Annotated in this window: 21 protein-coding genes; 1 reads left to right on the top strand and 20 read right to left on the bottom strand. The window is 48.5% G+C overall.

What is annotated here, in order from left to right; genetic code table 11:
- Window positions 1–29 precede the first annotated feature (29 nt).
- From ACU70B_RS11350 to ACU70B_RS11375, 6 genes are all read right to left on the bottom strand, one after another.
- Window positions 30–827, bottom strand: a complete 798-nt coding sequence (locus tag ACU70B_RS11350) for an enoyl-CoA hydratase/isomerase family protein (protein WP_447183649.1) — start codon at window positions 825–827, stop codon at window positions 30–32.
- Between the two features lie 92 nt (window positions 828–919).
- On the bottom strand, window positions 920–2299 hold the full coding sequence (locus tag ACU70B_RS11355; protein ID WP_447183650.1) for an acetyl-CoA hydrolase/transferase family protein: 1380 nt from the start codon (window positions 2297–2299) through the stop codon (window positions 920–922).
- Between the two features lie 731 nt (window positions 2300–3030).
- Window positions 3031–3924 carry an IS3 family transposase gene (locus ACU70B_RS11360; protein WP_447185761.1) on the bottom strand — a complete coding sequence of 298 codons (894 nt, stop codon included), beginning with the start codon at window positions 3922–3924 and terminating at the stop codon, window positions 3031–3033.
- A gap of 33 nt (window positions 3925–3957) precedes the next feature.
- Window positions 3958–4284, bottom strand: coding sequence for a helix-turn-helix domain-containing protein (locus tag ACU70B_RS11365; protein WP_447185762.1), 327 nt, complete (start codon window positions 4282–4284; stop codon window positions 3958–3960).
- Window positions 4285–4597: 313 nt separating this feature from the next.
- Complete coding sequence (locus ACU70B_RS11370; RefSeq protein ID WP_447183651.1) at window positions 4598–5005, bottom strand: hypothetical protein; 408 nt, start codon at window positions 5003–5005, stop codon at window positions 4598–4600.
- 77 nt (window positions 5006–5082) lie between these two features.
- Window positions 5083–5901 carry a hypothetical protein gene (locus ACU70B_RS11375; RefSeq protein WP_447183652.1) on the bottom strand — a complete coding sequence of 273 codons (819 nt, stop codon included), beginning with the start codon at window positions 5899–5901 and terminating at the stop codon, window positions 5083–5085.
- A 487-nt stretch (window positions 5902–6388) separates the two neighbouring features.
- On the opposite strand from ACU70B_RS11375, the gene ACU70B_RS11380 reads away from it, so the two are divergent.
- Window positions 6389–7114 (top strand): LytR/AlgR family response regulator transcription factor, encoded by a 726-nt coding sequence (locus ACU70B_RS11380; RefSeq protein WP_447183653.1) that lies wholly within the window; start codon window positions 6389–6391, stop codon window positions 7112–7114.
- 93 nt (window positions 7115–7207) lie between these two features.
- Here the strand turns inward: ACU70B_RS11380 and minE are convergent, their stop codons facing one another.
- The 14 genes from minE to ACU70B_RS11450 all read right to left on the bottom strand — a co-directional run bounded on the left by minE (window position 7208) and on the right by ACU70B_RS11450 (window position 23040).
- Window positions 7208–7474 (bottom strand): cell division topological specificity factor MinE, encoded by a 267-nt coding sequence (gene minE / locus ACU70B_RS11385; RefSeq protein WP_447183654.1) that lies wholly within the window; start codon window positions 7472–7474, stop codon window positions 7208–7210.
- A gap of 17 nt (window positions 7475–7491) precedes the next feature.
- Window positions 7492–8295: a septum site-determining protein MinD gene (gene minD, locus ACU70B_RS11390; protein ID WP_447183655.1), complete on the bottom strand. Its 804-nt coding sequence runs from the start codon at window positions 8293–8295 to the stop codon at window positions 7492–7494.
- Between the two features lie 14 nt (window positions 8296–8309).
- Entirely contained in the window at window positions 8310–8933 is a 624-nt protein-coding gene (gene minC / locus ACU70B_RS11395; RefSeq protein WP_447183656.1) for a septum site-determining protein MinC, read from the bottom strand.
- Window positions 8934–9272: 339 nt separating this feature from the next.
- Complete coding sequence (locus tag ACU70B_RS11400; RefSeq protein ID WP_447183657.1) at window positions 9273–12104, bottom strand: VWA domain-containing protein; 2832 nt, start codon at window positions 12102–12104, stop codon at window positions 9273–9275.
- Complete coding sequence (locus ACU70B_RS11405) at window positions 12094–13911, bottom strand: vWA domain-containing protein (protein ID WP_447183658.1); 1818 nt, start codon at window positions 13909–13911, stop codon at window positions 12094–12096. The genes ACU70B_RS11400 and ACU70B_RS11405 overlap by 11 nt, the downstream gene beginning before the upstream one ends.
- A 46-nt stretch (window positions 13912–13957) precedes the next feature.
- On the bottom strand, window positions 13958–14842 hold the full coding sequence (locus tag ACU70B_RS11410) for a DUF58 domain-containing protein (RefSeq protein WP_447183659.1): 885 nt from the start codon (window positions 14840–14842) through the stop codon (window positions 13958–13960).
- A 1-nt stretch (window position 14843) separates the two neighbouring features.
- Window positions 14844–15815: an AAA family ATPase gene (locus ACU70B_RS11415; RefSeq protein ID WP_352399003.1), complete on the bottom strand. Its 972-nt coding sequence runs from the start codon at window positions 15813–15815 to the stop codon at window positions 14844–14846.
- Between the two features lie 58 nt (window positions 15816–15873).
- On the bottom strand, window positions 15874–16143 hold the full coding sequence (locus ACU70B_RS11420) for a DUF8809 domain-containing protein (RefSeq protein WP_447183660.1): 270 nt from the start codon (window positions 16141–16143) through the stop codon (window positions 15874–15876).
- A 74-nt stretch (window positions 16144–16217) separates the two neighbouring features.
- Entirely contained in the window at window positions 16218–16352 is a 135-nt protein-coding gene (locus tag ACU70B_RS11425; protein WP_447183661.1) for a hypothetical protein, read from the bottom strand.
- Entirely contained in the window at window positions 16342–17595 is a 1254-nt protein-coding gene (locus ACU70B_RS11430) for a hypothetical protein (RefSeq protein ID WP_447183662.1), read from the bottom strand. Before ACU70B_RS11430 ends, ACU70B_RS11425 begins: the two co-directional genes overlap by 11 nt.
- A complete protein-coding gene (locus ACU70B_RS11435; protein WP_447183663.1) occupies window positions 17561–18499 on the bottom strand; it encodes an ABC transporter permease in 939 nt (312 codons plus the stop codon). The genes ACU70B_RS11430 and ACU70B_RS11435 overlap by 35 nt, the downstream gene beginning before the upstream one ends.
- On the bottom strand, window positions 18499–19425 hold the full coding sequence (locus ACU70B_RS11440) for an ABC transporter ATP-binding protein (RefSeq protein WP_447183664.1): 927 nt from the start codon (window positions 19423–19425) through the stop codon (window positions 18499–18501). Before ACU70B_RS11440 ends, ACU70B_RS11435 begins: the two co-directional genes overlap by 1 nt.
- Before the next feature lie 4 nt (window positions 19426–19429).
- Entirely contained in the window at window positions 19430–21877 is a 2448-nt protein-coding gene (locus ACU70B_RS11445) for a DUF8815 domain-containing protein (protein ID WP_447183665.1), read from the bottom strand.
- Between the two features lie 5 nt (window positions 21878–21882).
- Complete coding sequence (locus tag ACU70B_RS11450; protein WP_447183666.1) at window positions 21883–23040, bottom strand: leucine-rich repeat domain-containing protein; 1158 nt, start codon at window positions 23038–23040, stop codon at window positions 21883–21885.
- Between the last annotated feature and the right edge of the window lie 130 nt (window positions 23041–23170).

A 23170-nucleotide genomic window follows, 5' to 3' on the forward strand; every position in this document is an offset into this window, starting at 1 on the left:
GTTCCCCCTGTCTTCGGTGATATTTACTATTACTTGCCTTTGAACTCAGCTTTGCGGGATTCAAGGAAAGCATTCATTCCTTCTTTCTGGTCTTCGGATGAGAACATCATCGACCAGGCCAGTTGTTCAGCACTGCACCCGGCTTTAATGCCCACATTCATCGAATTGTTGATTGCCTGCTTGGCTGCCCGAAGGGATAGCGGAGACTTGCGTGCTATTTTCCTTGCTATCTTTGCCGCCGTATCCATGACTTCATTAGCCGGAACCAACATGTTTACCAAACCCATGCGAAAAGCCTCCTGGGCATTGAAAAAGTCTCCGGTGAAGATATAAAGCTTGGCCGAGCATATTGATGCTGAGCGGGGCCATCTCTGGGTCCCTCCCGCTCCCGGAAATATTCCCAGGCTGATTTCCGGCAGACCCAGGGTAGAGTTATCGGCAACGATACGGATATCACTGGCCAGTATAATTTCCATGCCGCCACCCAGAGCCATTCCCCTGACTGCTGTAATAACCGGTTTGTTATTATCCTCGATGGCAAACTGGGTGCGGTGAACATGATCCAAAAACTCACGGGCTTCAAAAGCATTCATCTCTTTGGCTGCTGCCAGATCGGCCCCGGCACAGAATACGTTTTCATTGCCGCAAATAATGATAACCCTTACCTCCGGGTCATCGCTATAGGCGGTTAAGACCTCATAAGCCTCATCCAGCAGTGTAATATTTACTGAATTCATTGCTTTAGGCCGGTTAAACTGCACATAACCAATTCCGCCTTCCGCCCATGCCAGTATGGTTTCATAAGAAACTCCCCGATAATTCTCCATTAAAAAACTACCCCCTTTTAATTTTTAGATTCCCTTTTTATGGCCTCCGATGTCATGTACATGCACCGGTTTGCCATCGCAATCATGGCTTTCTAAATTATCCTGTTGCTCCTGCGCCAGATCTTTCTTTCCTCTGCTGCCTTTATCAATTCATCCCTGAAATCCGGATGGGCAATCGCAATCAATTTTTCAGCCCGTGCCCAGGTTGAAGCCCCTTTCATCGTTACCCAGCCGTATTCGGTAACAATCATATGCACCATCTGCCTGGGTATGGTGGTAATCGAACCCGGCGCAAAAGAAGGGACTATACTGGATAGGACCGCGCCATCTTTACTGGTGTAGGTTGACGGAAGGCATATGAGACTGCGTCCGCCGTCGGACCAGTAAGCTCCCAATACAAAATCGGTCAAACCGCCATTGCCTGATATCTGCTTGAAGCCCAAGCTCTCAGCATTAACTTGAGAATATAAATCTACCTGCAGCGCCTGGTTAATGGAAATAAGATTATCAATCTGCGAGATCCTCGACGGATGCAAGACGTTGCCCGCATTATATGATGCCAGTCCCACATTCCTGTCCATCCACTCGTACAGTCTTTTTCCGCCCAGCGCAAAAGTATAACTTATCCTGCCTTGGTCAACATTCTTTTTGCTTCCGTTCATCTTGCCGGATTCCCACAGCTCCATGTATGCATCCACCAACATCTCCGTGTTGCCGCCCAAATCTCTAAGGTCAGTGTCATTTATCATTTTGCCCAGTAAATTAGGCATCGCACCTATCCCCAGTTGTATACAGCAGCCATCCCGCAGATGCCCCAGCACATGCCCCGCTATCTTTCGGTCTACCTCGCTGGCCTCAACCGGCGGAAGTTCAGCCAGGTCAGGATTTTCGCCCTCGACTACGGCATCGACCTGGGAGATATGAATTCTTTCCCGAGCTCCACCCAGACATAAAGGTAGTTTTTCATTAACCTCGACGATTATTTTGTGTGCGCTCACAGCCTGAGCATAGCTGGTGGAATTATGAGCTCCCCAATTGAAATATCCATCCTTATCCATCGGAGTAACCTGCACAATAAAAGCCTTTCTCAGTACCGCCCCGACGTTGTCCGGGTCAACCCGGCCATCGACAAAATATTTTTCAGCTTCACCATAGCAGAGGGGATTATAAAAGACCCCCTCGCAGCGTTGCTGCATAATCCGGCTGACTATGCTGAAATGGAGATCCAGATAAGTAAATACTTGACCTTGAGGATCCCTGGTTACCACCTCCGGCAGTGGCGGAACTGTTACCGCGGCCATGATTTTTATATCTTTTAGTTCGTCTTTACGTGCTGCCAAGGCTTTATCACATGCTACCGGTTTCCCGTTAAACATGCCGTAATCTACCCAGTCTCCGGATTCAATCATTTGCACCGCTTTTTCGGCTGAACACAACTTTTCCCGGTACATTTGCCTGAAGTCTCTGGACATCCTAACCCTCCCCCTTACTTGCTTTATTTAACAAATATTATGAATATTCCTAATTTTAATTCTAATGTATCCATTAATTCCAATCAATGCTATTTTAGGCAAATTAAGTTTGTGACAGGGGGGGGCGGTTCTCTCGCCATGTTGCGAAGCAAAGGAAGTGTAACAATCGTCCCTAAAGGCTCCCGTGATTGAAAATCACCATCTGACTATTTAAAAGGAACAAATGAAGGAAATGTGTGAAAGGAAGTTTAAAAAGGACTGGGAAAAGTTTAATGATGTGCAAAGCTGACTAGGCATTATTCAGCCGGGGTTGTTCTATTTGTAGAACCAACATGGCAGAAGCTTTCGACTATCTGAGACAGTGGATCAAGGCGCATGTCAGCAGCATGATAAAGCGGATATTATCGTTGGCTTCGAACCCACAGGACACTACTGGTTCACAATGGTAGATTTCCTTAAATCCCAGGGTCACAAACTTGTTATAGTTAATCCGTTTCATGTCAACAGCCCGACCAAGAACATGGAAAAGAACCAAGTGTGTTTGGCAAGTAAAAAATACAGCAAAGGAGGTGCGGACGTTTTTTTAGACTTTACACAAACTTCGGGACACACCCAGAAATCAGGCTCTGAGGGTCGTTCACAAAAAATTGCGTGTCTCATTTTGAGGGGCCTATCCGAATTGAACTGGACCCCAAAATTTAGACAAAATGTCGCAGATAATTTCAGCTATATTAAGCAGCTGCCAGTAACAACCTATATTCTATAGGACTCATATAGTTAAGCTTTTTCTTTATTCTCTTATGATTATAGTATTCCAGGTACGCATGCAGTTCCTGGACAAAATGATCAACAGACTCAAATTCCTGATTATATAATAATTCCGATTTCAAATGGCCAAAGAAGTTTTCCATTACGGCATTATCTAAACATGTGGCCTTACGCGACATGCTCTGGCGGATTCCTTTTTCTTTCAAAGCTTGATGGTATGCTGCCATACGGTACTGCCAACCTTGATCCGAATGCAGTATTAGGTCTGTATTGTCTGGTATCTTTTTAAAAGCCTGATCTAACATTGCCATCACCTGTGAAAATCGTGGATGGTTTGAAATATTATAGCTGATGATTTCTCCATTATATAGATCTAATATAGGGGACAAATAAATCTTCTGGCCAAACAGATGAAATTCTGTGATGTCTGTAGCCCACTTCTCATTAGGCTTTATTGCTATAAATTCGCGGTTTAAAAGGTTAGGAGCAACTTTTCCAACCTCGCCTCGATATGAGTTATATTTCTTGATTCTTACATAGCAATACAGGTTCAGCTCTTTCATCAGTCTCTGTACGGTTTTATGATTTATAATCAGCCCTTGTTTCTTTAACGCTGCAGTTATCCTACGGTATCCGTAACGACCTTTATTATCTGTGAATACCTGACTTATTACAGGACGAATCGAGGCATACTTATCAGGTTTACTTTGATTCTTAATGTGATAGTAATATGTGCTTCTGGGAATGCCAGCTATTTTTATCAGCTCAGTGACTTTGAATTTATGCCTTAGCTCGTGCACTATTTGAGCTTTGTCCTTATTTGTGACTTTTCCTTCTTCCGGACTAAGGCGTTTAATTTTTTAAGTACGCATTCTCCATTCGCAACTTATTCAGTTCATCACGAACTTCATTAGGTAATGATGATTCGTCCACTTTTGAATGCCGTGTTTTCTTGTTTCTACAGGGGCTGTATGATCTATGCTCAGACTGGTTGACGACTTATCAATCAACGCATGTTTATGTTTGTTATCACCGTTGTAAAGATAATCCTTGCCTTTTTCCAGATACAATTTTATCCATGTTTGTACCATCTTATGAGTTACGGCATATTTCCGGGCAGTCTCTCTAAGCCCCATATGATTGACTAAAACTTCTTCTACTGCGCTACACTTAAAGTCCCCTGAATAATGTTTGAGTTTTTGTCCCTTTACCCCAATTTTAGCACCCCTTTCATGATTGAAATGATTATATCATAGTGTCTAATAATTGGGGTGCATTTCAACGGGTGGCTCTCAACTACCGGACGCATCGCTCTCGATGACTGGAGTATTCATATAGTATCCGCTTCAAAAGGGATATTGGCTCCAAATTTGAACTTTTTGTTCTGTCGGTTGGTTATTAACCCACCAGGTTGGACAAAGGCAGCCGCAAGAGCGGCTTAAAAAGGGTACTTTTTCAGTGGTCTCGAACCGTCCTCCTGTGTCATGTTCCTGCGTTTCTGTGTCTGCTATACCTTTACATTGCGGATGATTAGTTTTTGCGAAGCAGATCATAAGGGGGAATACCTTTTATGGCAGAGACTAAAACAAATCCTAAAAGTATCCCAGAAATGGGATAATTGAACGAATGCGGTAAATATGGCAGGACGATATGGAATCGAAGAAGCAAAGGCTGGAAAGTTAAATAAGCTAGGGGAATACCCGCTCCCAGAGCAAAGACCCAATTATACTCTAATTTAGATACTCTAGGCTTTGATATAACTTCCATAAGACCTAATAAAATACCTATAGACATTGGGTAAGCCACAATAAGGAATGCTTTAAGATAACTATGAAATGATATTTCGAACGATCTAGTAAACTCTAAACCATAATTATACAGGTATCCAATTAGTAAGATACCCAATAAATAAAATAGGAAACGAACCATTTGCTTCATACCCTTATTCTCCTTGTATTTTCAATTAGCTTACTAAAGCACAATATGAATTGTGCTTTAGTAGCTCATACCATATATTATAATGATCTATATATTGATGTGCTATAATTATAAGTTTGAGTACCTCTTTTTACGGTTGCACCTGCGAATCCACCAATTGTTGCACTGGGGGCTTGACCTGGCTTTATCCACCACCAATAGTTCGTTTTGTTTGCTGTTACACTATAATAAGTACCGTTACTAGGGCGGCTAATATTCCTTAAGTCATCATCAGGAAATCTATAATCATACGTCCCTGTCTTTGTGGTAGAAGACAAGCCTTCTCCATGCTGGCCTACTCTTAATGAAATCAATTCCGCAGTTGATTCATTCTTAGTTATTTTAGCTTTAGTACTGTGAAACTTTGTTGCAGTTCCGCCAGTGTATCCTCCCGGATTTGCAGTGATATCATCTTCAAAAGACATATAGGATGTTTGGTCTAATTGGGCCATGGAGGTTGATCCACCGTCTGTATCGTTTATTGGTATGTTGTTACCATAATCGTAAGGAACTATTAAAGCTTCAACTGATGAGTGAACCACAAAATCTTGTTGTCGCTGTGTTCCTCGAATAACTTCTTTGAGTTTTTGTGAGGTATATTTAACGTCAGCTGCAACTACTTTCCATTTTTGGCCTGAATCATCCGTAAATACATCCCCACTTACATCGGCGCTTACTTTTATAGAAGAATCATCCGTAATACCCTTGTCCATTCTTTCTTGGATTAAGTTCTCATCTGTAATTTCAGCAGCTTGAAATACAACTTTTTCCTGCAATTGAGTCGCTCCTGCGGTTCCTACTATTCCAAAAAGCAAGATGAAACTTAAAGCTATGCATAGAAATCTTTTAATTCTCATTTCCTTTCCTCGCTTTCTTCTTCTAGTTCATTTAATTCTTCAAGCATCCAGTCAAACTGGAAAATTATTCTATTATTCCCTTATTTTACACACTATATGTTCTATTTGATTTAGATCACTTCCCTCTATGGCCACTGCTGATATTTCGTACGATGTCTTTATATTAATCCTGTATTTTGGAAAAATCTATATATTTTCCCATTTAGCACATCTACCGGTCTAGAAACTACATAAATTGGTCTGAATAACACGATTTCGGACAGCAGTGAATATTAAATGCCCAAAACTACAAAACGTCATAAATAGACCTGAATATGTTATTTCCAGGCCATATAAGAATCATCTGGGTATTCGGGAGGAAAAAATCGGTTATTGTTGAATATAAAGTTATATCAGGTGGATTTATGGAGGCTATACATGCATGACCTACCCGGGTATATTGCTCTATTGATATCAGCTTAATACTCCGGATTAATGAGGTAATAAGATGGCGACCGTACTTATACTTGAAGACGAAGAGTATATTTTGGAATTTATTAAATTCTTGGTGGAAAAACATCCTTTAGTGGACAAAGTAATCGCGGTTAATAATTCTCAGTCGGCAGTAACGGCGGCTAAGGATTATTGGCCGCAGGTTGCCCTGCTGGATATTAAGTTAGGCCCGGATGATTCTTTTAACGGTATCCAGACCGCCCAAATGATAGCCAAGGTAAGCCCCGATACGGTTTGCGCTTTTCTTACCGGCTACAGCCGCTATGCCCTGGACGCATATTCGGCCCACCCTTACGATTACGTGTTAAAACCTATACAAAAGGAGAAGCTTGCCGATCTGCTCACTGAAATCATCTCCAAGAAAAAAAGACGGTCAGAATATAAGGTGGCCCTAAAGACAAAGAAAGGCATGATTTTTCTGAATCCTTATTCGATCGCATGTATTGAAAAGAAGGGTGGGAAAACAAGTATTCATACTGATCAGAAGTCATATGAAACCAACTGCAATCTGAATGAGTTGGAAAGCCGTCTGCCTGAAGAGCTGGTCCGGGTACACAATTCATATATCATCAATCTTGCCCGGGTTCTGACCCTTAAGCCTACCAGCAGCAGAAGCTACGAGGTTACTTTCGATGATTGCGCCGCCATAGCTTATATGAACCGCAAAAAGTATGCCGAGTATAAGCATCGGTTGGCGCCGGGAGCAAATTTACCGCGGTGAGCTAATCGGCCCGGCTCCGGGATGAATAGGGCAAAACCCGGGGTCTCCCCCGGGTTTGAGAGCTCAGATATTCAATTTTAGGTTTTGGAATTATCACCCCGCTCTCTTGAAACCCTTGACCGGTATATTGGCCACCAGGGCGATGGAATCGTCCTCATTTTCCAGGTCTACCGACAGGGCTTCCTCATCTATATCCAGATATTCTCTGATGACCTTGATCAGGTCTTCTTTAAGCTGGTTCAAAAACTCGGGGGATACCGAGGCCCTGTCGTGGACCAGAACCAGGCGCAGTCTTTCCCGGGCAACGTCCTTGCTGGAGACGCTGTCCTTTGTGAAGAATCTGGTGATTATGTCTAACAAAGCCATACCTCCCCTCCTTATCTGGCTAGTTTAAGCATCTTTCTGAACCTGTCGACGAATTTTACGTTTTCTTCATCAACAGACAACATGGGGACTTTTTCTCCGCTGATCCGCCGGGCAATGCGCCGATAAGCTCCTCCTGCCCGGGAAGTGGTTTCCAGTACCGCAGGTTCCCCCCGGTTGGTGGATACCACAATGGACTCATCCTCAGGCACTACCCCCAGCAGTTCTATGGAGAGAATATCAAGTATATCCTCTATATCCATCATATCACCGCGTTTTACCATTTTACTGCGCAGCCGGTTGATAATAAGCCTGGCATTATTAAGGCCGCTGGCCTCAAGCAGGCCGATGATGCGGTCGGCGTCCCGTACCGAAGAAATCTCCGGAGTAGCAACCACAATGGCATTATCAGCTCCCGCCACTGCATTCTTGAATCCCTGTTCGATACCGGCCGGACAGTCCACCAGGATATAATCGAAATCCCTGCGCAGTTCGTTGGTCAGATTTTTCATCTGATGAGGGCTTACCGCTGTCTTGTCCTTGGTCTGGGCCGCAGGCAGCAGATACAGGCCGTCAAACCGCTTGTCTTTAATCAAAGCCTGTTTCAATTTGCAGTTTCCGTTTACTACATCAACTATATCGAAGACAATCCGGTTTTCCAGTCCCATCACTACATCCAGGTTTCTCAGGCCAAGATCGGTGTCAATCATGACTACCTTTTTATCCATCATAGCCAGTGCAGTACCCAGGTTGGCTGTAGTTGTAGTCTTGCCCACTCCACCTTTACCGGAAGTAATGACTATAACTCTACTTTTCATCTCCAATCCTCCAATCATATTTTTAACTTCTCAATCACTACTTTACCGGCTCTGATACGAGCCGTCTCAGGAGTCGAAACTACGATTACCTCCCCATCAGGCGGTCGGGTAATGTGGTTGGCAATCCTTATCTGAGTCGGGCTTAAACGGTAGGCGCTGATTACAGCAGTATCATCACCAAATGCACCGGCATGTGCCATACCTTTCAAGGTTCCCATAACTACGATATTACCTCCGGCGACAACCTCTGCTCCCGGGTTAATGTCACCCAGAATAACCAGGTTTCCTTCACAGAAAATCTTCTGCCCCGATCTGAGGTGCCTGCAAATAAGGGTAGTATCGCTATACTGGGGCATATATCCAAACGGATAGTCGTCCGGCTCCTGTCCCACCGGTGGCTCGTCGGACCGCATTTCCTTCAGATGCAGCCCGTGATCCAGTAAAATGTCTTCGATTTCCCTCACCTGTTTATTGCTGAGATGTTTGTCGCCCATATCAAGAACAACCAGGGTTCCCAGCGCATAGTTGTCAATTCTTTGCAGCTTTCTTTCCAGCTGGCTTTTAATTTCCGCAAAGGTGTTGAATGGTCTTAGGTCGACCCGTATTTCCCCATTGATACTCCTGAGAGCTGCTGACAATGTCTACCCCCCAATCCTGAACGCTATAAAAGCGTATATCCTTGCTTTCTATTATTGTAATAATTTTCCTGCAAAGAAAAACCGTAAATGAGGGGATTTTTCCGCTAATCCTCTCATTTACGGTCGTTTTGCGGGCACAAAATTCTATCAAGTTTCGCATTCATCTTCGACATTAATTAACGCCAGTTAATAGCAACATGAATCGAAACAAGACTTCTGCAACTTATGTAACCTCTTTTTTAACAGGGGTAAATCAGGACAAAAGGGGGCAGATCCGCCCCCTGGCAAATTGTTGCGATTAATAGTTAAGATAGGTTTGCCCGGCATAAATAAGAATGATTATCCCCGGGGGCGGTTCCTTTTCCGTTCCAGCAGGCGGGAAGTGTTGAGCACTGAACCTTCTTCATGTTTCTTGTCCTGCTTGCTGGAGTCAACCCTGGGACTGCCGCCGGACTCAGAGGATGATGGTGTTATCGAGCCTGCTTCCGGTCGGCTGTTATCAGCCATGGTTTTCCGGTGCTGTTGTATAGCCTGTTTGCGCTGCTGCAGACGGGTATAAGTTGGCGATAATCCTTCCTGGAACTCATTATCTGTTGCTCTGCGCCAACCTGAACTTGCTTTTTTGATATCGGCCCGGCTAAGGTTAAGGCGCCGTACAGCGATATCCAGGGGCAAGAGGCAGGTAGCCAGAATCAGAAGCCAGGGCCACAATTCCACTATCCCTTTTAAAGGGGGCAGGTTATCGGCAAAGGCCTCTTCCGGCTTGGAAATAACACTTCCTCCCCCTCGGGCGGCTACCTGCTGCAAGAAGGATTCGTCCCGGGAGACTTTACCATATTCCGGAGAATAGGATAACGCTGCTCCCCCGCTGATACTGCCCAGGGTTTCTTCTCCCCTTTTCTGCAGCACATTGATCAGATAGACCCCCGGCTCCCGGGCACTGAAACTACCGGCAAAGCTACCCGGCGCAGTCGGCTGCAGTTCAAGCCTCTGACTCTTAAGGCCAGGGGTGATAATGTTAGCCCGGTTTATCAGTGAGGTTGCGGTCAGATTATCAGAATCTACTTTTATGTATCCCCGACCGCCCTCGATATAAGCCTCCATCTGCAGACTGCTGTCCTGACTGCGGGGAAGAACCCAGGACAGCATGTTGCCCCAGAAATGATTGTAGCCTTCCCAAGCAGCCCATCCGGCTGCCCAGCGCCCACCCGCATCGCTGGTGAAAGCCAGGGATCTTCCCAACCCATACTGCCAGCCCGCCAGCACCGGATCACCGCGGTGACTTTCCAGCATCAGCTGGGCCGAGTCCTTTACCGTACTGGCTACATAGCCCTGCAAGTCGGGAACAGCGTTTATCCCTTGCAATATCTCGCTTCCGGATGCTTTTAAGGGGGAAAAGTTCTCCTCCACTATGTAACTGCGCAGTGCCGTAATGGTTTCTTTAGTAAATATCCGGGGAATGGTATAGGCTTCGTTGGTAAAATAGTATCGTCCCCGCCCCCATTCCGCCAGCAGTTCCAGCAAATCGGTATCGGCGCCGTCGCCAACGGCAACGGCGGACATGGTTATACCTGCCTTTTCCATTTTCCGGGCCAGGAAATAATAGTCCCCGGTAGTAGCCGACTGTCCGTCGGTGAGCAATATAATATGTTTATATTTCGTCTTAGCTTTTTTAAGAGTATCATAGGCCAAAGCCAGCGACGGATAAATACTGGTGCCGCCGTCAGCCCGCAGAGTAGCGATATCATCCTGAATGGCGGCCAGGTCGTCCACCTTGCGCATCTTTACTACCCATTTGGCCTCACTGTCAAAGGCCAATACCCCGATCTGATCCATGGGGCCAAGAACCTCGGTGGCCTGCACCGCCGCTTCCCGGGCGAGGTCGATTTTGGCATAGCCGCCGGCGTTTTCTGACATGCTCCCGGACTTGTCAATTACCAGCAGCAACCCCAGACTGGGAATCTCTTTTTTGCCCCGTAAATCCATATGCACCGGCAGGGCCTTTTCCACCGGGGTTTTAAAATAACCTCCGGGCCCAAAGCTCTGCTCTCCCCCTACCATTATCAATCCCATTCCCATATTCTGCACCGCCATATTAACAGCTTCCATATTATCCGCACTTAGGGCCTGGGCCGGTACGTTGCAGAGGATCACGACGGCGTAGCGCTGCAGTTCATCTGCACTGCCGGGAAACTTATAGGCGGGAATCACCCGGTTGTCCAGGTCAAGGGAATCAAGAGCCCGTTTAATAGAAGCCGCTTCCCCCGGTGAACCCTCCACCAGCAAAATGGCCGGAGGCCCTTGAACCATGGTAAAAGCATGGGCTATGTTATTTTCGGCAATGGTGTCTTTTTTAAATTCGGCTACCGCTTTAAAACTATGGAAGCCGCTCTCCTTGATCATGGCTGATAAGCTGAAGGAATTCTCGCCCCGGTTAACCTGACTGTCAAGTTCGCCGATCACTTCGCCATCCTGGTATATGCGCAGCATTACCGGAGCAGCGGTATTGCTGTCTATCTTGATCCTGACATTAAACCGTTCTCCGGGATAGAGCCTTTGCGGCAATACCATGCTCTCCACCCGCGCCTCGGGACCCTGCTTCTGCCGCAGGGGTAAAACGTCCACCCTGACTCCTTTATCCGCCAGAAACGCCGCTTCTTTCATCAAGTCGCCGCTGTTTTCATAGCCATCGGAAATCAGGACCACCCTTCTGAGGGTTTCCCGGGGCATTAAGGCATCGGCCAGCTTCAGGCCTTCACCCGGGTTAGAATAATCGGGGTTCACCAGGCTTTCAATACGATTAAAGGAGGGATCAGCCGTCAGAGGCTGGTCCACCCGGGCATCGTCGCCGAAAAGAACTATCGCCGCCCGGTCGTCGGCCTTCTTTTTTTTCAAGGCCTGTTGAATGAAGTTTTCCGCCCTATCTCTGACTTGTTCGCAACTGGCCGAGCCATCTACCACGAAAACCACACTCTGCTTATGCAGGGGAAAGCGAAATTCCATACCCGCCAGAGCCAGAATTAAAAAGAGCAGAAGGCTTATCCTTAAGCCCATAACCAGGTTGCGCCTCCAGCCCGGCAGATGCCGGCTGCTGCCGTACCACAAGTAGAGGGGGTAAGCAAAAATGGGTAAAACCAGAAGCCAAAGAGGCTGATTAAAGCTAATAGCCACGGCGGTACACCTCCCATTCCAGTAGGAGTACGAGCAAACACAACGCCGCCAGGTAAGGCCATATTTCCCGATTGCTTATATTATTCGCCGACTTGCCTCCTGCCCGTATACAGCTTATGCTGCGGGGTTTGAGGTCAGACTCCAGCAAATTTCCGGAATTCTTAACTGCACAAACAGTTTGCTGTCTGTCGTTAGCTAGCTGAGTGAACCGGTAGGGGCCAGGATTCCCGGTCGGAAACATAGCTGGAAATGGAGGCTTATATCTATGTTCCTTGCCATCCGGTTCTTGCACTATAATCTCTTCGCTTCCCGGCATAATCGTAAAACTGTAGGCATCAGAACTGATTGCAGCAGCATTACCCTGCTTTTCCGGCAGAAGCCAGCTTAGCAGATTGTTTATCAATATAGGGAAGCCGGTCTGCAACGGAATGTTGCTCTCGTGCAGGTCACAGCCCAATATTCCCATCCGCTGGCCTTGATGTTCACCCGTTGCCAGCAAAGGTTCAGTCTGATAGTCAAGCAGGGTTTTGAACCCGGCAGGAAGAAGCAGATTGCGGGCGGAAGCCATTTGCCACCCATTGACATCCACATATTTCAGCAAGGGTTCATCCGCTCTGCCATTGATGGAAATTATGTTTTGTCTGGAACCGCTCACTGTAATATGAGGATTGCCGGGGGGAGGGTTTAATATCAGCATAGGCGTATGCGGCAGCTGTTCCGGCAGCCAGCCGTCGAAGATATAGAAGTCATAATCTTCGCTATAATCCAGGTAATTGGCAGGAGCAGTTTTATATAAATCCAGAGCGCCGGAAAGCGTAAGGGCCTTTTCCATAAAGACATTTCCCGTGGTTACCAGTAAAGCCCGCTTCTCAACTGCAGCCTGTACCACCGTCCAGGCCCGATTATCCTGAGAATAAATATCCTTTCTTGACAGACGGGCCTCAATAATATCCGCAGTTATAGGCAAGCCATCCCAGATTATATCCCGCATCTCCCCCGGATTAAGCGCCAGCTTCTTTACATCCAGCAGTACCTCTTCACTTCTAAGCTCAACATCAGTTTCTATCCTATCCGGGCTGAAGTTTTTTACTCTAGCCAGGGTTAATATCCGGGAATTATGGTGACGGGTAGCAAGGGTGGTTATACCCACATTGTCCGAGCTTTTGCCGATTAAGTCAACTTTAACCGGACAGGTTAATTTTATCTTATTATCGGACGGCAATACTCCGCCATCACTTAAAATCAGCAGGGAAATGCTGTTGTCTGTTTTGGCCATAGCGGAGACAATGGCCATTACCGCTTGTAAATCAGCACTGCCCGATGTCACTGTCATCTCATCCAGCACCTGTTTTATTTCCTTGCGGTCACGGCTGGCCGAGACTAAAACGGCCGGCTTTTCCGCCATGGCAATCAGGGTCATGCGGTCATGGGGTCCTAATTGGTCAGTCATTTTAGCCGTCTTCTGCCGGGCTGCTTCAAAACGAGACGGCTGTACATCAGTAGCAGCCATGCTGGTGGAACAGTCAAGTACCACCACCAGGTGGCGGGCGCCATTTTCAGCCACCGGCAAGTAGGGACGGGTCAGTGCTGCCAGCAGCAGAACCGCTGCCAGCAGTTGCAGCAGCAGCAGCAGATTCTTTTTAAGACGCTGCCAGGGATTACTGGCTTCAATGTCCTTTAAGACCTGCTCCCACAGATAGGTGCTGGAAATGATAATCTCCTGGCGGCGAGGCTTCAGAAGATAAAGCAAAATTATAAGTGGTATTATAAAGGCAAAACCCAAGGCCAGCGGATTAAAAAACTGCAAAATATTTTCTCCTCTGTTGCAAAACATTTATACTGATTTGGTTAACTCACCTTCGCCCTAAAATTCCTGCGGCAGGAAGACTCTTCAGGATAATGTCCTCCAGGGGCTCGGCTGAGCTTAACTGCCAGTAACCCATATTGCGTTGATAGCAAAAATTACGGATAGTCTCGGTATACTGCCGCAGCTTCCGTTTATAGGCTTTGATCACCATCGGGGTCAGGGTTACTTCCCGGGCTTCGCCGCTTTCACAGTCCACCAGGCGCAGATCGCCATTTAAAGCCGGGTTCAATTCATCGGGCGCCAGCAGTTGCAGCACAATCACATCCTGTTTCAAATACTGCAGGTACTTAAGCCCTTCCTGAAACCCCGGGGGGGACATAAAATCTGAAATAACCACCGCCATTCCCCCACCCCGGGCATAACGTCCGAAATCCTTAAGGGATTGGTCTAAGTCAGTGCTGCCGCCGGCAGGAAGGCCGCCGATAAAATCCCATGCCCGGTGTAACGAGCCTCTTCCCCTAAGGGGCGGCAAAAAGGCGCTTAAACGGTCAGAGCAGGCAGCTATCGCCACCCGGTCAAAGCTGCTCAAGGCCAGGTAGGCGAAGGCAGCGGCAATCTGTCGGGCGGTTCTGGCTTTGGCAGGCTGCCCCCAGTCCATGGACTGACTGAGATCCAGAAATATGGTTAATAAAAGATCCTGTTCCTCCATGAACAGCTTTAAAAACAAGCGTTCACTGCGGGCATAAGCATTCCAGTCGATATGGCGGAAATCATCTCCGCTGGTATAGTTGCGGAAATCAGCAAACTCCACCGAACTGCCCTTGTTAGGTGAGCGCCGCTCCCCGCTGTGTTTACCGGCAATAATTTTTCTGCCCTGCAGGGCCAGCCGCTCCAGACTGGCCAGGAATTGCTGGTCAAAAAGATCATCCATATTATTTCACCTTTAAAGTCTGCAGTATATCGGCGATCAATTGGTCGGTACTTAATCCCTGGGCTTCGCCTTCAAAGTTTAGGAAAAAGCGGTGGCGCAAAGCGGGGTAGGCCAGGGCTTCAATATCTTCAAAGGCTACATTATACCTGCCTTCCATCAGGGCCCGCACCTTCCCCGCAGCTATAAGTGCCTGGCCTCCCCGGGGGGAAGCGCCGTAACGCACATACTGGCGTACGCTGTCCGGTGCATATTCACTCTCAGGGTGAGTTGCCAGAACCGCCCGGGTAGCCATTTGCAAGACTCTTTCTCCAACCGGCACTTCCCGAGCCAGGGCAGTCATATCCGAAATAGTTTGCGCACCCGCTATCTGCTTCAAATCAACAGAACTGCTTCCGGTAGTGATGTTAATAATACTGCTCAATTCCTCTTCCCCCGGATATTGCACCAGCAGTTTAAACAGGAAGCGATCCATCTGGGCTTCGGGCAGGGGATAGGTTCCCTCCATTTCCAGCGGATTCTGAGTAGCCAGAACGAAAAATGGCTGCGGCAAAGCCCTGGTCTTGCCGCCCACGGTGACTGTTTTTTCCTGCATGGCTTCCAGGAGCGCGCTCTGGGTTTTGGGGGTAGCCCGGTTAATTTCATCGGCCAAAACGACGTTGGCAAAAACCGGCCCCGGTTGAAAGCTGAAATATTTGCCGCCGCCGGTGTCCTCGCTCAGAATATTGGTTCCCGCTATATCAGCCGGCATCAGGTCGGGCGTAAACTGTATCCGGCTAAAGTCCAGGGACAGAACCTGGCTGACGGTTCTGACCAGCATGGTTTTGCCCAGTCCGGGCACTCCTTCCAGCAGGATATTGCCCCCGGCCAAAAGACATATCAGAGTCTCCCGGATAATATCCTTCTGTCCTACCATCACCCTCCCTATCTCTTTTTCTATCGCGTTAACCACCGGGGCAAAATCATCTATCTGCATTCAAAACATCCTCCCGTTTTTAATTCACGCAGAATCTACTGAAACCGTTTAATTCTGATCAATTCTCCTCCAGGGATGTGAAGTAGTCGCGCACCAAATCCTGGGTACCTGCCGGGATTATACTCCGGTTAAGCGACTCCCGGGCGGCCTGGCTGTATTCCCCGATAACCTGACGGTAAGGCAACATGCTGCCCGGGTTAATGTCGGGATTGCTTACATCCACAGTCTGCTGCGGCCCGCTGCCTTCCTGCCCTTTTACATAGGAAGTCTCTCCGGCTCTGCCCAGCCGGGCAGGGTCATATATTTTCTCGTATTCCCCAACACTCATGCTGGCCGGAAGGTTCCCTCCGGCAGGTCCGCCGGAAGAGGATCTTTGTACCTGTCCATCCTGATTGCTGCTGCCTATACCGGCGCCGGCTCCGGCGCCAGCTCCCTGCCCAACTCCCTGACCTTGAGAACCTTGCCCTGTCCCCTGGCCACCGCCTCCTGGTGAATTTCCCCCTCCGGGGGTATTGCCACCAAGCTGTCAGGTTCCATTGCTTCCGGGGGTATTGCAGCCCGGATGCTGGCAACTAGCACCAGAAGAAGCCATATTGGCGCCAGTTCCGCTGCTGGCTGCCGTTGCTATCCCGGTCCGGGCCGACTGCAAGGCCATTTGCGCCCGGGCCAGATCTGCATTTACGGCTGACTGCTCACCCATCCGTCCCAGGGTCGCACCCAAAGCACTTAGTTTACTCCCGGCTGCCTGCGCAGACCCGCTGTTCAGCGACCTTGCCGCCTGATTCAGCTGGCTTTTTAAATCCCCGTCATTGGCGGATGTTGCTGCCTGATTCAGACTGGCAGCCAGTTTCTGCCTATCATCAGTCGACAGAGCCGACACTTTTTCTGCCATCCGGTCAAAACTCTTTTTTATCTCCCGGCTATCCCCCGCAGCCAGTTTATCACCCATTTCCCTACCTATCTCTTCTTGCTTTAAAGCCCGGGATAACCCTTGTAAATCACTGTTTACATCTTCCTGCCCATCCAAAACGAGCTTCTTTAGCTGTTCCTCCGTACTGGCCAGGGACTTCATAGCCTGTTCCTGTTTTTTGGCCTCATGTAACTTCCGCTGTAAATCCTCCAGGGCTTTAATGCCCTCCTCCCGGCGGACTGACGGGGCTTTTTCGTTTTTCTTTACCAAATCATTCTTAACCTTTTCCACCTGTTTTTGCTGCTGGGCTATTTCCCTTCGAATGGCCATTTGCCGTTCAACTTCTCCCCGCTGGGGATTGGGAATTATATTTACCAGCACTAGCAGCAGGGCCAGGGTCAATAAAACCTTACCCTCACGACGAGGCAAACGCAGAGGGAAACCGGCTTCAATATCCAGAGCCTGCAGATGTCTCAACGCATCTTCTCTCTGCCTGGTTTGCAACTCAGTTCCAGAGCTGCGGCACGAAAGTTCCAGTGCCGTACTGACCCGCTCCTTCAAGCCCTTCGCATCCACCTGACAAGCTGCCTCCCATAAACCAGGACGTGAGATTACGGCCAGGGCCGCAGCCAGAAGCAGGATTGCCCCCGTCAAAATCAGGCAGCAGGTCAAGACATCTGCCCAGGGGCGAAGAAAGGCAAAGATAAGCAGCAACAACGAGACCGCCATTGCTACCGCCGCGGCCCGCAAAAGAGCAATTAAATAGTGTTCCCCACGCAGACGTGTTATTACAGGCCGTAAAGCCTCTTGAAGCTGCCGGTCAGTAAAAATCCGACTATCCGGGATGAGCTTCGCTTTCAATTTCTTCATCTGTTTCCACCTGCACCTTGCTCTTACGTCCAAACAATTGCTTAACCCTGGAAAAACGACCGACCGGGTCAAGCAAAACAATCGCCATGACCAAAAACACCACTATTATAAGTCCATCGCCGATGAAATTGTATTGCCAGGGCAGCAGGGTCGAGGCCGGGGCATTGGCACCAACCATTCTGCCGGCGCCAAATCCGAAGCCCATGATCATTCCCTGGGAGAAAGAACCCGGAAAGGTTGAGCACAAAGCTACGACAGGATTAAGATAGGCAATAAGAGGCAAGCCGCCAAAGTCGGGGCGCACATTTGCCAGGAAGACGGTTATGGCAGCGGTGCCGGCCAGAAAGAAAAATACGATCACATAGGTTACCACTACTGATACCTGGGTTTTGCGGAAAACAGTCGAGCAAAAAACCCCTATGGCTCCAAAGGTCAAGGCGGTCATCAGATAGACCAGAAATACCTGACCGATTTCGCTTAACAGAATACCGCCAAAAAAGTAGACCACACCGAAAAAGGGCAGTGAAGATATAATCAGCAGCAATATGTAGGCGATTGACGCCAGCAATTTGTTTAGTATTATGGAGGTGGCAGACAACCTGGTGCAAACCAGCAGATCCAAAGTCTGCCTCTCCCGCTCACCGCTGATTACCCCGGCTGTAAAAGCCGGAGTTACGAAAGAAACCAGCATCAGCTGAAATATGGTCAGGGTAACATATATCTGCGGTCCCACTTCCGGGCCAAACCCGGAATAAAAAGCTCTTTGCTGCTGAGTCCAGTAATAGCCCAGGGTAATCAAAGCCAGAACCCCCAGGTACAGACTTATTAAAAGGGGTGATTTCCAGGTTCTCATCCGGGAACGGAATTCCTTATCCAGTACCGGGTTTAAAACTATGCGCTTCATCACTGCACCGCTCCCTTCGTCACCTGCATGAAAATGTCCTCCAGGTTATTTCTGCCTTCGCTGAAAGATGCCACTGGAATACCGCCCTCAACCATACGGGTGAGAATCCGGTTCAAGTCTTCATCATTGCCGCTAAAGGGAAGAACCGCACTATTGTTAAGAAACGGTATTTCGGTCAGGCCCAGTTCATCCTGCAATATCAGTCCGGCCTCCTCGGCCCGGCCTATAACCCGTACCTGCAGGGTTCTGCCGGCCCGGGTATGATGCACTATCTCCTCATTGGTACCGCTTATAACCAATTTCCCCATTTCCATGATGCCGATATGGGTACAGAGCTCGGCCAATTCAGGAAGTATGTGAGAACTGATTATAATGGTTTTGCCCATGGATTTTAGCTCTTTTAACAACTCCCGCATCTCCACCCGCGCCCGGGGGTCAAGACCGGAGGCAGGTTCGTCCAGAATCAGCAGGGAGGGGTCGTGAACCAGGCTGCGGGCCAGACAGAGACGCTGCTTCATACCCCGGGAAAGGGAATCCACATAGGCATATCTTTTATGGCTTAAGTCCACCAGTTCCAGTAAATCACCTATTACCACACGTCGTTCCCGAGCCGGCATACCATAACTGGCACCGTAAAAATCCAGGTATTCCTCCACCTTAAGATCATCATAAACCCCGAAAAAATCCGGCATGTATCCAACCAGTTGCCTGATGCGGGCGGGATTGGCACTGACCTCCTCCCCGGCAATCCAAGCCCGGCCCGCCGTAGGAGTCAAGAGTGCGGCCAGTATTTTCATGGTTGAGGTCTTGCCCGCCCCATTAGGCCCAACCAGGCCAAATATGGATCCTGATTCCACATTAAGAGATAGATTGTCTACCGCCGTCAATTTTCCGTATTTCTTGCTCAAGTTCTCGATCTGAAGCATTTCCTTACCTCCCCCCACTGCTGGTCACAGCCTGCTGCTGAGCATCATCCAGATAGACAGCCTCCATCGAAAGGGTCACCCCTTTTAAATAAGCAAAACCGTCTGTACCGGAGGGGGTTATCCTGACCCGCAAGCTGCCCTGCTCCGACAAGTAATCCTGCCAGTCCGGAATCAGATTGCCCATCAACTGATATTTTACTTCCTGCCAATTGCCGGTTGACCAGTTGTATAGCTCCATGGCTAATCCCCGGGCAGTTTGGAAATTATCGGTTGGAGCCAGCAGGGTTAATTTCTTTACCTGCATAGAGCTCAACTCATAAGGAATATCCAGTTGAAAGGTAACCGGCCCCCCACCGAATTGAATTCCATTTAAATCTTGGGAACAATGATTGGCTTTAACATCGATAATACGCCCGTTTATTATCCCCGGAGGAACCGATATCTTATCCTTATACAGCAGTTCTACCGGAAGCGGCGACAGCCATGCCGTGGACGGATAAGTCTTCCCCGCCCCATGACTTGCCATTACGCCTTCCACCTCTTCCTGGGACCAGCCTATAAACATGAGCTTATCACTATCATGATCCTGTCCGCCGTTAAAATACATCTCCATTACTCTCATCTTGCTCTGACTCTCAGCCCTGAAGGGATTATATCCCGGCGGGTAATGAATAGGATAGCTTTCAAATAAGCGCAGGTACAACGGCCGGCTTTGTACGGTCATGTATAAAGACAGGTCGACTTCAACCGTCTCCCCGGGTTTAAGCTTGTTCAGCTTCTGATATCCATAGCGGCTGTATATCGTACATTCATTCAGGGTTTGGCTGGTGTTGTTGGTCAGTGTCCCCTTGATACGGTTACCCTCCGTATGCAGTTCAGCTTCTATGTTTCCCGGCTTGTACATGCTGCTGCGGGTCTGGATGGAACGGGTGGACCAACGGCTTAAGTCACCGAACTCAACGGTGGTATCCTTACCCTGCTTAACCGTTGCCATTACCGGTAACTGAGCGGTACCCACCATCATACCCCGGTCACGGTAACTGTCTATCGGCAATACATCCACCAGCCGGTTACCGGCCAGATTAATCGAATATTGCCGGTGGGTAGGTGCAAACGCGCCTATGTAGGAGGTTACCCGGGCATTATTTAATCCAGGTTCCATTTGCACTATGGATATGACCCGGGTGAATACATCCCGCCCTTTACCCTTGAAGCCGACCAGATAGGTGGCACTGAACAGCAATAGGGCGGCTAAAGGTATGACTACCCAGCCCAGTTCCCGGCGATCCATTTTCTTTAACACCAGGTAAACAATCGGCCCCAATATAAGTATGTAAGCCAGCAGTATCGCTGCCAGCCCTCCCCGGGAAGGGAGATCGGATGCGGGGATGCTGCGCAGAGCCCAGTTCATATCGTGCCTGCGATCCATCATCATGCCCCGGGAGTTGGATGCACTTATCATCTGATGTGGATCGCTGCCGGTAAAGATGTTCAGCCACAGGCTTTCATTACCCACCCAGTTCTCAAAAGGACCGGCGGCAGGGTCAAAAGCCAGGTAATAAACGTTGCCGCGCCCCATTTTGGCTCCCACCAGAATTGGAAGGTTGTCACTGGACATCAAGGTAGCCCCCCGGGCCTGCCCCTTGGTTATAATAATATTACTGCCTGCAGGAAGCTGCTGTCCGGTCCATTTTTCCAAACCAGGTAAACGGTTTACCTGGATGCTGCCCGAGTTCTGAACCGGAACCAGTTCCGGCGGCAGGCTGGACAGAGTCTTCTCCCAGCTGGCTCCGCCACAGCTTACCAACAAACCTCCTCCTTCAACCCAGCTTTGGATACCGGATAGCTGTTCCGTTTTCAGGCTGCGGCTGGAAAAGTCACTCATTATCAAAACATCAAGACTCTCCAGCATCAGGGGATCGGTTGGCAAATCCTGTGCGTCCAGGTGTATTACCGTAGCTCTCTGCGCATTGCCAGGCAGCTTCAATGCCCCCAGTTGATTCAGTGCCGCCGGATTACTTGACAGCACCCCCAGCATCATCTCCTGAGGTGGCAGGCGATTAATCCGGATGCGGGTGGAAGCTATCTCTTTGCCGCCGGAAACCAAACGCAGGTTAAAGCTCTGGCTCTGGTCATCGGAGACATAAAGGTTAAAACTCTTGCGGGAACCTGAAGGTAAAACTACCTCCCGGCTGAACACCACCTGCGCCCCATATTGATTGCTGCTTATTTTCAAAGTCCCTTTTATCTCCGACCCCGGATTCTCGATCTCCACTTTAAAGGATACTAATTCTCCCGTGCGTACATAGCCGTTATAACCGGCTTTAGCCTTGATGGAGGGGGCGCTCTCTCCTTCAGCCCATGTCGGCAGGCAGGGAATCGATGCCAGAACCATGCACAACCCTAGTATGAATAAAAAACGGGTATGCTTTTTAAAACGATTGCGATTCATTTTCACTACCTCCCCCCACCTGATACAACACCCTTGACTACCGGCGCGGCCGGTTGCATCGGTATTTTAATGGTTTTAGTACCTGCCACTGCTTTGCTCTTGGTCTGGCCGGGCAAATCCATATGATAGCGCAGGTTTACCGTCTTCATCAAAACTGGCGAATCCTGCTCGTCATCCAGGGTTATCACCCCGGCTTCAACAGTCCCCTTATCATTCCTGCCTAGATAAAGAGCTTCCACTTCCTTGGCAGGTACCTCTGGGTCTATAATTGCATTCCGGTCCAAACCCAGTACCTCTAACTCTTTAAAATCCTTCATACCCACAAAAATCACCGGAACACCGGCATCGGCCAATTCCAGCAGCTTTTTCGCCCGTTCTTTCTGCAGTGTATTTTTCTGCTGATCAGGGAAAATCCAAATGCCATTTACCATGGCCGGGGTTATAACCTCGATATCTTCCGCATTCATATTCCACCACTCGAGAGGATAGTTGGTGTACTGGCGGTAATACTTCTCGTTTTGCGATACAAAGGCAATCTTCATCCCCCAGGAAGGCTCTATCTCAACGCCCTCCTTGTCATAAAAGCGGGGGGTTATCCCGGACTGGTCCCTGGGGATCTGGGCCATAACAACTCGGCTGCGGACCTCGGCTTTGATATTATTGCCATCGCTAAGTTCCAACACCACTTTATCTATCCGGGGATCCTTGCAGAAGGCAAAAAAGATCCCGTTTGGCATTTGCCCACATTCAGCCGGATTTGCTCCCCCCACCAGGTCGGTAGTAAACTCCATCCCATCCTTGAGGCTGATGCCGCCAAGGTTGCCTTCCACCAGCCTTATGCCTACCATATAGCCTCCTCCCTGAAAAGGCCCTGAATATCCTTGTCCGCTTCCAACCACTTTTAGATCCGCCTTGAATACCAGATAGGTTTTTCCGCCCAGCTGGCTGATATCCAAAACTTCGACCTTATGTATGCTGGTTTTTACATAGGGATCAGTATATCGGCGCAAGCAGTCAGGCAATTCCCGGCCTAATTTTTTTTCCGCCTGTTCTTTTATCTGCACTTCCGACAAATTGGGCCGGAAATAATAGAAGTGGTTAAAAACCAGCAGGCCTGACAGCATTAGTATTACCAGGCCTCCAATCCACAAAAGCCTCTTCACTTTTTACCCTCCCTATCAACATTAAAAGCTATCGGTGTCAACTATGGCACATAATAACATTTTGTCTACCAGATATTACTTAAACCAATGTTTTTTCTTTCACCCTATCACACTTTGGCCTTTATTAGTA

The organism is Syntrophomonas curvata (genome assembly GCF_052976825.1).

Coding starts and splice junctions, on each gene's coding strand:
- ACU70B_RS11355 (WP_447183650.1), bottom strand. CDS start 2,299: ATGTCCAGAGACTTCAGGCAAATGTACCGGGAAAAGTTGTGTTCAGCC.
- ACU70B_RS11425 (WP_447183661.1), bottom strand. CDS start 16,352: ATGGAACCTGACAGCTTGGTGGCAATACCCCCGGAGGGGGAAATTCAC.
- ACU70B_RS11420 (WP_447183660.1), bottom strand. CDS start 16,143: ATGAGTGTTGGGGAATACGAGAAAATATATGACCCTGCCCGGCTGGGC.
- ACU70B_RS11350 (WP_447183649.1), bottom strand. CDS start 827: ATGGAGAATTATCGGGGAGTTTCTTATGAAACCATACTGGCATGGGCG.
- ACU70B_RS11415 (WP_352399003.1), bottom strand. CDS start 15,815: ATGCAGATAGATGATTTTGCCCCGGTGGTTAACGCGATAGAAAAAGAG.
- ACU70B_RS11435 (WP_447183663.1), bottom strand. CDS start 18,499: ATGAAGCGCATAGTTTTAAACCCGGTACTGGATAAGGAATTCCGTTCC.
- ACU70B_RS11440 (WP_447183664.1), bottom strand. CDS start 19,425: ATGCTTCAGATCGAGAACTTGAGCAAGAAATACGGAAAATTGACGGCG.
- ACU70B_RS11410 (WP_447183659.1), bottom strand. CDS start 14,842: ATGGATGATCTTTTTGACCAGCAATTCCTGGCCAGTCTGGAGCGGCTG.
- ACU70B_RS11375 (WP_447183652.1), bottom strand. CDS start 5,901: ATGAGAATTAAAAGATTTCTATGCATAGCTTTAAGTTTCATCTTGCTT.
- ACU70B_RS11380 (WP_447183653.1), top strand. CDS start 6,389: ATGGCGACCGTACTTATACTTGAAGACGAAGAGTATATTTTGGAATTT.
- ACU70B_RS11445 (WP_447183665.1), bottom strand. CDS start 21,877: ATGAATCGCAATCGTTTTAAAAAGCATACCCGTTTTTTATTCATACTA.
- minD (WP_447183655.1), bottom strand. CDS start 8,295: ATGAAAAGTAGAGTTATAGTCATTACTTCCGGTAAAGGTGGAGTGGGC.
- ACU70B_RS11430 (WP_447183662.1), bottom strand. CDS start 17,595: ATGAAGAAATTGAAAGCGAAGCTCATCCCGGATAGTCGGATTTTTACT.
- ACU70B_RS11370 (WP_447183651.1), bottom strand. CDS start 5,005: ATGAAGCAAATGGTTCGTTTCCTATTTTATTTATTGGGTATCTTACTA.